The organism is Actinophytocola sp., from assembly GCF_035634895.1.
Taxonomy (GTDB): Bacteria; Actinomycetota; Actinomycetes; order Mycobacteriales; family Pseudonocardiaceae; genus Actinophytocola.
Genome location: NZ_DASQCC010000036.1, coordinates 1 through 7,791, shown reverse-complemented (window position 1 = coordinate 7,791; position 7,791 = coordinate 1). Strand labels below are relative to the sequence as shown.

At 69.7% G+C, this 7,791-nt stretch carries 7 protein-coding genes and 1 pseudogene; 6 read left to right on the top strand and 2 right to left on the bottom strand.

Going from position 1 to position 7,791, the window contains the following annotated elements:
- The 4 genes from VET29_RS06200 to VET29_RS06185 form a co-directional block, all read left to right on the top strand.
- A partial coding sequence (locus VET29_RS06200; protein ID WP_324915764.1) for an MFS transporter occupies nt 1-710 on the top strand: 710 nt, incomplete at its 5' end.
- A 269-nt stretch (nt 711-979) separates the two neighbouring features.
- Nucleotides 980-2,293 carry a GGDEF domain-containing protein gene (locus VET29_RS06195; protein ID WP_324915762.1) on the top strand — a complete coding sequence of 438 codons (1,314 nt, stop codon included), beginning with the start codon at nt 980-982 and terminating at the stop codon, nt 2,291-2,293.
- 216 nt (nt 2,294-2,509) lie between these two features.
- Nucleotides 2,510-3,133, top strand: coding sequence for a DUF4232 domain-containing protein (locus VET29_RS06190; RefSeq protein ID WP_324915760.1), 624 nt, complete (start codon nt 2,510-2,512; stop codon nt 3,131-3,133).
- 25 nt (nt 3,134-3,158) lie between these two features.
- Nucleotides 3,159-3,449 carry a hypothetical protein gene (locus VET29_RS06185; protein ID WP_324915757.1) on the top strand — a complete coding sequence of 97 codons (291 nt, stop codon included), beginning with the start codon at nt 3,159-3,161 and terminating at the stop codon, nt 3,447-3,449.
- Nucleotides 3,450-3,508: 59 nt separating this feature from the next.
- Here the strand turns inward: VET29_RS06185 and VET29_RS06180 are convergent, their stop codons facing one another.
- Both VET29_RS06180 and VET29_RS06175 read right to left on the bottom strand, forming a co-directional pair.
- Entirely contained in the window at nt 3,509-4,588 is a 1,080-nt protein-coding gene (locus VET29_RS06180; RefSeq protein ID WP_324915755.1) for a hypothetical protein, read from the bottom strand.
- A 462-nt stretch (nt 4,589-5,050) separates the two neighbouring features.
- A complete protein-coding gene (locus tag VET29_RS06175; RefSeq protein WP_324915753.1) occupies nt 5,051-5,935 on the bottom strand; it encodes a hypothetical protein in 885 nt (294 codons plus the stop codon).
- Between the two features lie 373 nt (nt 5,936-6,308).
- On the opposite strand from VET29_RS06175, the gene VET29_RS06170 reads away from it, so the two are divergent.
- Both VET29_RS06170 and VET29_RS06165 read left to right on the top strand, forming a co-directional pair.
- A complete protein-coding gene (locus VET29_RS06170; RefSeq protein WP_324915751.1) occupies nt 6,309-7,124 on the top strand; it encodes a WXG100 family type VII secretion target in 816 nt (271 codons plus the stop codon).
- A gap of 136 nt (nt 7,125-7,260) precedes the next feature.
- Nucleotides 7,261-7,791: pseudogene (locus tag VET29_RS06165) on the top strand (hypothetical protein); the annotation flags it as partial.

Here is a 7,791-nt window from a genome sequence, read left to right as displayed (position 1 = left end):
CGTTCGTCGCCTCGGCGTTGTTCATGTGGTTCGGCGTCCGGTACCGCCCGGCCGCGCACCGGAACGGCTCGCCGGCGCCCGGCGCGTTCGCCAGGTCGGCGCTCGCCGGCGCCAGGGTGATCTGGCAGGACAAGGGCGTGCGCACGCTGGTGGTGTTCATCTGGCTGTCGTCGCTGCTGATCGTCTACGAGGGCCTGGCGGCGCCGTACACCGCGGAGATCGGCGGCGGCACGACGGCCGTCGGACTGATCCTCGCGGCCGATCCGTTCGGCAGCGCGATCGGCGCATTCCTGTTCACCCGGTTCGTGGCCGCGGACCGGCGGGCGGCGCTGCTGGGCCCGCTGATGGTCGCCAGCTGCGTGCCCCTGCTGTTCTGCCTGCTCAAGCCGGGTTTGGTACCCTCGATCGCGCTGTTCGTGGTCGCCGGGGCCCTCGGCACCGCGGTGATGATCCAGGCGACGGCCTCGTTCACCCGCGGCGTGCCCGACGACAACCGGGCACAGGCGCTGGGGCTGGCGCAGTCAGGGATGGCCACGATCCAGGGCCTGAGTCCGCTGCTCGCCGGCGTGGTCGCCGACGCCGCCGGCACGGCCCGGGTGGTCGGCCTCGTGGGAGTGGTGGGGGTCCTCGTCGCCGTCCCGGCGGCGGTGGCGTGGCATCACGCGGCTACGACCGACCCGGACGGATGGTCCTCGAAAGCAGGTGAATAGAACTGGTCACAATTCGCGAGTGCGCACGAAAACCTCACCTCGGCTCGACGGTCGGTCAGAGGGTACGGCATATACGGGTGCGATCAGAGTTCACGCGTACGCATGGTCGTTCACCTTCCAGTCGGTCTGGGCGGCTTCGCACCCACTTTGGCTGACATCCCGTGATGGGACGGATACCCTTCGCCTGAGGGGGTGATGAGTAAAGCATGAACAGTATGAGGCACGAACGCATGGCAGGGGGTGCCCGAGTTCGGCCACGGTTTCGCCTCATGTCGTCCCCGGCTCGATGGGCGCTCTGGACCTCGGCCAGACCGCGGTGGGTCGTGTTCGTACTGGCGAGCGAAGCCATCGCCATCGGCGTCACCGTGGCGAGCCTGCTCGCCGAGCCCGGCACCGGCCATGACCTGCGGTGGTTCCCGATCCTGCTGGTGATGGGCATCGCCCAGGCGGAGATGTCGCGGCGGATCGAGCGCGTGCGGCGCTGGATGGGCGGCCAGACCCACATCAACGTGACGTCCGTCTGGTATCTCGCTGGAGTCGTGCTCCTCTCCCCCGGCTGGGCCGTGGTGCTGGCCGCCGCCCTGTACCTGCACCTGTGGTTCCGCGTGTGGCGGCATGTCCGCACCCGGCCGGCTCACCGTGTCGTGGCAAGCACCGCGTGGGCCATGCTGTCGTGCTGGGGCGCCGCGTTCGTCCTGCACATCACGGGTCTCGGCGGGCTCGCGGGCACCCCGGCCGCGGGGATCCGCGGCTCGGCCGTGGTGCTGGTCGCGGCTCTGGTCTTCGAACTGGTCAACCTGGTCGGCGCCGCCGCCGGCATCTACCTGTACACCGAGCAACGGTCGCTCACCGACCTGGTCGGCACCTGGGGGGACAACGCGCTCGAGCTGGTGACGCTGTGTCTTGGCGGGCTCACCGCGACGGCGCTGGTCTACCAGCCGATCCTGGTGCTGATGATCTACCCGCCGCTGCTGCTCCTGCACCGGCACGTGCTGATCAAGCAGCTCGAGGCCGCGGTCGCCACCGACGAGAAGACCGGGCTGTTCAACAACGCGGGCTGGCACCACATCGCCAGCCGGGAGTTGGACCGGGCCAAGCGCTCGTCCGGGACGCTGGCGATCTTCATGGTCGACATCGACCACTTCAAGAAGATCAACGACACCTACGGCCACCTCGCGGGCGACGCCGTGCTCAAGGCCGTGGCCGCGACGATCAACCGCAGTGTCCGCGACTACGACTCCGTGGGGCGGTTCGGCGGCGAGGAGTTCGTCGTCCTCCTGCCGGACATCGCGACGCCGGACGTCGGTGAGGTCGCCGAGCGGGTGCGCCACGCCGTCACCCAGCTCGCGGTCCCCCTCGGTGACGACAGCCTCACCACCATCAAGGGCCTCTCCGTGTCCGTCGGCACGGCCATCTACCCCACGGCCGGCACCGCGCTGGACCGGCTCATCCACGTGGCCGACACCGCCCTGCTGCACGCCAAGCGCTCCGGCCGCAACCGTGTCTCGCACGCCGACGGCGACATCACGGCCGCCGAGACCAACGGTCGCACGCAGGTCGGGATCCGCTCGCTCGGCGCCTAGTCTCGCGCGTCGGCTACCGGGTCCTGCCCAGCGGCGGCCGGGCACGGGCGGGACGGATCCCATACTTTCCTGAGCCGCGCGACTCCGGACGCACGGCGTTCGGCGAGGTTGCTTTTCTTCTTCTGCCCTTTCTTCTCGCAACCCGTTATGAGGCGGGGCGTCTTTTCCGGTGAAAGCAGGTTGATTGCCACCGGGAACTCCAAAAGGGAATAGGGCATGCGTATTCGTGCGATTGTCGTCAGCGTCTCGATGCTGGGCCTCGCGATCGGGCTGACCGCCTGCGGGGCCATCTCCAGCCAGGCCGGGACCGGGGCGGGACCGTCGTCCGTCGCCAAGGACCAGGCGGCGACCAACGCCACCAACGCCACCGACGCCACCGACGCCGTGGTCGCGGGCGACGACACCGCCACCGGCACCGCGACGTCACTGACCGCCGAGTTCTCCGTGCAGCGCACCGACGTCGCCCTGATCACGTTGACCAACAACGGAAACAAGCCGGTCACCGTACAGGGATGGCCCGAGCTGAGCTTCACCAACGCGCACGGGGACGCCCTGACGGTGCCGGTCGAGAAGGTCGAGGTGCCCGCCCCGGCGACGGCGATCACCGTCCCGCCGGGCTCGTCCATCTTCGCGCCGGCGACCTGGACCAGCGGCGACAAGGCGGATCTCGACACCTTCGTCGCCGACGGTGTCGCGGTCGTCCCGCCGGGGGCGACCACCGGGGTCGCGACGAAGGTGACCGCGATGGACGGTTCGGCGCCCGGCTACTACGAGTTCCGCCTGAAGTCGGTCAAGATCGGCACCTTCCAGAACTCCACGCACAACATTCTTTCTTTCTGACCAGCCGGAATCATTCGCGAGAATCGTGAACCAAAAAAGGGGCACCGGCGAGATGGAGCCGCACTACGTGGACGTGCCCGGCGACGGGCCGCACCGCCTCCCGCTCGCGACCAACCTGAAGGTGTGGAGCGCGAGCAACATCCACCCCGCCCGGTCCGACAACGGCGCGACCATCGACGACCAGGGCCTCGGCGACCAGCCCTGCACCAGGGACGAGCTGCTGGACGCGCTCGACACCCGGTCCGGGATCACCGCCCGGCTCAAGGTCGACGCGCGGGACCGGATCTACGAGGTGGCCGAGCTGTACCACCCGTGACCCCTGCCGCCCGTACCCCGCCGTCCACCGGACGGGCGAAACACGGGCAGGTGACGAGGTCAGGCGATCGGGGCCCAGGTGGCTCCGGCGTCACTGGTGCGATACACGGCGGCCTCGGACCACGGCGGGCCACCCCACATCAGGAAGCCGTGCGTCGCGTCGGTGAAGGTCAGGTCCGAGATGGGGACTCCGTCCAGCACGAGCGGGGTCTGCCATTCGGCGCCACCGCCGGTGCCACGGTGCACGAAGGCGGCTCCCTCGCCGATCGCGCCGACCGCCACGGTGGTCGCCGACGCCGCGCCGAACGCGGTGGTGATGCCGTCGACGGGGGCGCTGCCGACGAAGGTGAAGCCGCCGCCCGGGTTCGGCCTCTTCAGGTCCTTGAACATGAATCCCATGCCGGGGTCGTAGCTGCACAACGCGTACAGGGCGCCGTCCGGGGCAAGCCCGAGATCGGGTACGGCGTCGACGTCACACGGGGGTTCCGCAGGCTCCCAGGCGCCACCCGTGGTGGACCAGTAGCCACCGGCGACGAACAGGTCGTCGAGGACCACGTGGGCGGTGTGGCCGTGGGCGACGACGTCCCCGCCGCCACCGGGCTCGCCGGGGCCGGGCAGCGCCACGCCGGGGACCGGCCGCCAGCGGGTGACGTGGAGCGGCGAGGAGTACAGGCGGGTGCCGGAGTCGTCGTCGACGATGGCGTAGAGGGCCTGGTCGTTGGCCGCGAGCGCGCCGATCGTGACGGACGTCCCGGCGGGCAGCCGGACCCGCTGCCACCGGCGTCCGGCGGTGTGCGTGGCGTACAGCCGTTCCCCGTCGGTGACCAACCCGACCTCGTCGTCGGCGAAGAACACCCGGACCTGGAAGTTGCGCGGAGAGAGCCGCACCGGCGGTGTGCCCGCCGGCCACCAGCGCGCGCCGCCGTCGGCCGTGCGCAGCAGCACCGGGCACTGTCCGGACGGGCACGGTGTGAAGCCGAGCAGCCAGCCCTGCCGATCGCTCGTCCACGAGGTGGACGACGGGGTGAAGCCGGGCGGCACCGGCCGGCTCACCGGCAGGGCTCGCGCCACCGCCGGCACGACCACCGAGACGGCCACGGCGACCAGCGCCGCGACGAGGCCCCTGAGGAAACGACCCACGATCCCACCTTTCCCAGAACAGAACGGCTGTCACCGAAAGAGTCCCGTATTCGGGGTTGGCGGCGCATCCCCGCTACCCCGAGCGATGAAAGGTGTCGCGCGGCCCCCGCGGAGCCGGCCGACGAGTGATCAGTCCACAGTGGACAGGCCGGACCGGCTCCGCCGCCACCACGCGACGGAGCCGGTGGCCCCGCATGCCAGTCGCCCATCGACCGGCAATGTTCATCCCCGACCGACGCGGCGTACCCGACGAAATGGTTCCGCAAACCTTCACACATTCGGCGCCACGGAGCCATGTGAGGGTCGTTTGGGCGAAAACGGGGACCCGGACACCGTGCCGGAACTGCGGAGACGCCGGCGGTGAAGATCACGCGACGACACCTCCGAAAAATGTGCGTCACGTGCCGGTTGACGGCCGATTACCCTCGACTTACCGTTCGCGGTTTGGCGCGGACGACCGGTTCAGCTCGTCGTGTAGGTGACTCGCGTGTACGGCACGCCGCACGACGACCCACAGCTCGACGGCAGGGAGAACGTGTACACCCGGCCGTTGTTGATCAGTGTGTTGGCGACGTCGTACACCCTGATCTGGAACTGCGTCCCCGCCTGCACGGTCGGCGACAGGATGTAGGACTCCCCCATGTCGCCGTTCATCTGGGCGGCGTGCCACGCCCCGCCGGCGAAGTAGTCGACGCCGTGGGTTCCGTTGGCCAGATGGGAAATCGAGACCGCACCCCACCAGACCTGTGCGCTCTGCAGGAAACCGATGTTGATGTCGCCCGTGTAGTTCGGCGCCGGGATGAACTCCCACGACACGTGCCGGTTGTTCCAGTGTGCCGGGTCCATGTCACCCACCGGCGTGCCGTTGAGCTGGAAACGGTTGAGCGAGGCGTGCGACAGGTCCAGGTGGAAGGGGTCGTCCCGGCACCAGGCGTTCGAGTCGCCGCAGCTGTCCGCGACGATCATGTTCAGCGTCGCGCCGTTGTAGCGGTCGGCGACGTAGGACCCGTTGCGGCAGAACGCCTGGTTCGGCGCGCCGTCGTTGGTCCCGTTGCAGTAGTCGCTGATCGACACGCGCACCCAGCGCCCGCAGTTGTGCCCGTTGTCCCACATGCCGGTCTTCGGGTCGCCGGCGGGCAGCGGCCGCGGGTAGAAGTTGTAGTCGCGCGGCGTGTTGTACACGTTGAGCGCCACGAAGTCCTGACTGTCCAGAACGGACTGCGGCAGCCCACACCCGCCGTACGGTGACCCCAGCGCGTCGAACCAGGTGGCGTTCCCGGTCACCGGCGCGGCTGCCGCCACGCCGGGTAGGAACGCGACGAAGAGGACGACAACCGCGAATACCACACCACGAGAGGCACGGCGAAGAACGACCATGTTCCACCCCACATCGTCAGCCCGCTGGGAGCGCTCCCAGAATAGCCGTCGCACCACCGAATCGCCAAATACCGGAACTGTCGGCGGACGCACCCCGGTTCCCCATTTTCCGGACGACGTCGGGTGCGGATTCGGCGACCCGCGGTGCCCCGAGGCGGTGGCGCGCGTGCCCGGTTGGCTCGGGAGGGGCCGGGGACGTTTTCCGGCGGAACCCGGACGGCCCGACCGGCGTCTGATCCACGAGTTTGGGGGCTTTTGGGCAACTGGCGGCCACGGGTGTGACACCCTGTGAGCTGCAGGTGTTCAGACCCGGCGTGACCGCGGATCTGTCTGGGAGTGGGCTGTGACCGAGTGGTACGAGGGTGCCGGCGTCGTCGAGAGCGTCGCCGGGTTCGTCGACACGCTGACCGGTGATTCGGAAGGCGAGGGCGTCGACGTCATAGACGCCGCCATCGGCGGCGCCGGGATGGTCGTCGACGTGATCGGGTCGGCGGCGAACCCGCTGGGGGCGGTGTTCTCGGCCGGCGTCGGCTGGCTGATGGAGCACATCAGCTTCATCCGCGAACCGCTCGACGCGCTGCTCGGCAACCCCGACGAGATCAACGCCAACACCGACCAGCTCAAGCAGGCCTCGGTCGAGGTCAAGACGATCGCCCAGGAGCACCGCCAGGACGTCGAGGCCATGGGCGCGTCCTGGTCGGGCGAGGCGAACGTCGCGTTCCGCGAGAACCAGGAGCAGCTGGCCAAGCAGTACGAGGCGCTCGGCAAGACCATGGACGGCACCGCGGCGATCTACGCCATCTCCGGCGCGCTGGTCTGCGAGCTGCGCGCGCTGGTGTTCGACTGGATCTCCGACCTCGTCGGCGAGCTGATCGCCGGCGCCATCATCGCCGCCGCGTCGGCCGCGCCGACGTTCGGTGGGTCGATCGCCGCGTACGCCGGGTACTCCGGCACCCGCGCGGGCATGCTGGCCACCAAGATGGCCGGGCGGCTCGCCAAGCTGGTGAAGGCGATGGAGCGGTTCGGCGGTCGCATCGCCAAGATCACGGAGAAGATGGAAGGCCTGATGAAGGGCCTGGAGAAGTTCTCCGACTACGGCGACTACGCCAAGACCGCGTACGACGCGGTGAAGCCGTACGACGTGCCGCAGCAGGCCTGACGGATCGGGACCGATGACGCGGCGACACGGTGGTTCTTCCGGGGGAGATGGCGGTAGCCACGGCCCGTCGCACCACAGCAGCGGATCGAGTGGGTCGAGCGGTTCGTCCAGCTCGGGTAGCTCCAGCTCCGGAGGCATGGCGCCCGGCAAGGGCTCCAGCATGGACCCCGACGGCGTCGACCAGGTGGGCAACCGGTTCTCCGGCCGGGGCAACCAGATCCGCGACGGCGTCGGCGCCAAGCTGAACATCGGCGCGTCGGCGCAGAGTGCCGGCGTGTTCGGCCAGGTCGCGATGGGCAAGGCCGACCAGGCGATCAAGACCGCGCGGGACAGCGCAGAACGTGCCGCCACCGCGACGGAGACCACCGGCCAGAAGGTCAAGGCGACCGCGCAGGCGGCACGCAACACCGAGCAGTCGAACGTCGCCAATCTCAACAAGGCCGGGAACGGGGCGGGCAACAGTCGGCCGCCCCAGACGTCTGGTGGGGCCAACGGAACGTCGCGGTCGGGTGGGTCATCGGGAGCTGGTGGTTCAGGGCGTCCGCCGACGACCTCGGGTGGGTCGGGGTCGGCGCCGCGGTCGGGTGGTGTGCCGGGGGGTTCTCGGCCGTCGAGTGTGCCCTCGTCGGGGAACGGGTCGGCGCCTCGGTCTAATGCGGCCGGTGGG

Bases quoted from the DNA above. Each gene is read 5' to 3' on its own strand.
- VET29_RS06195 (WP_324915762.1), top strand. From the start codon at position 980: ATGTCGTCCCCGGCTCGATGGGCGCTCTGGACCTCGGCCAGACCGCGG.
- VET29_RS06190 (WP_324915760.1), top strand. From the start codon at position 2,510: ATGCGTATTCGTGCGATTGTCGTCAGCGTCTCGATGCTGGGCCTCGCG.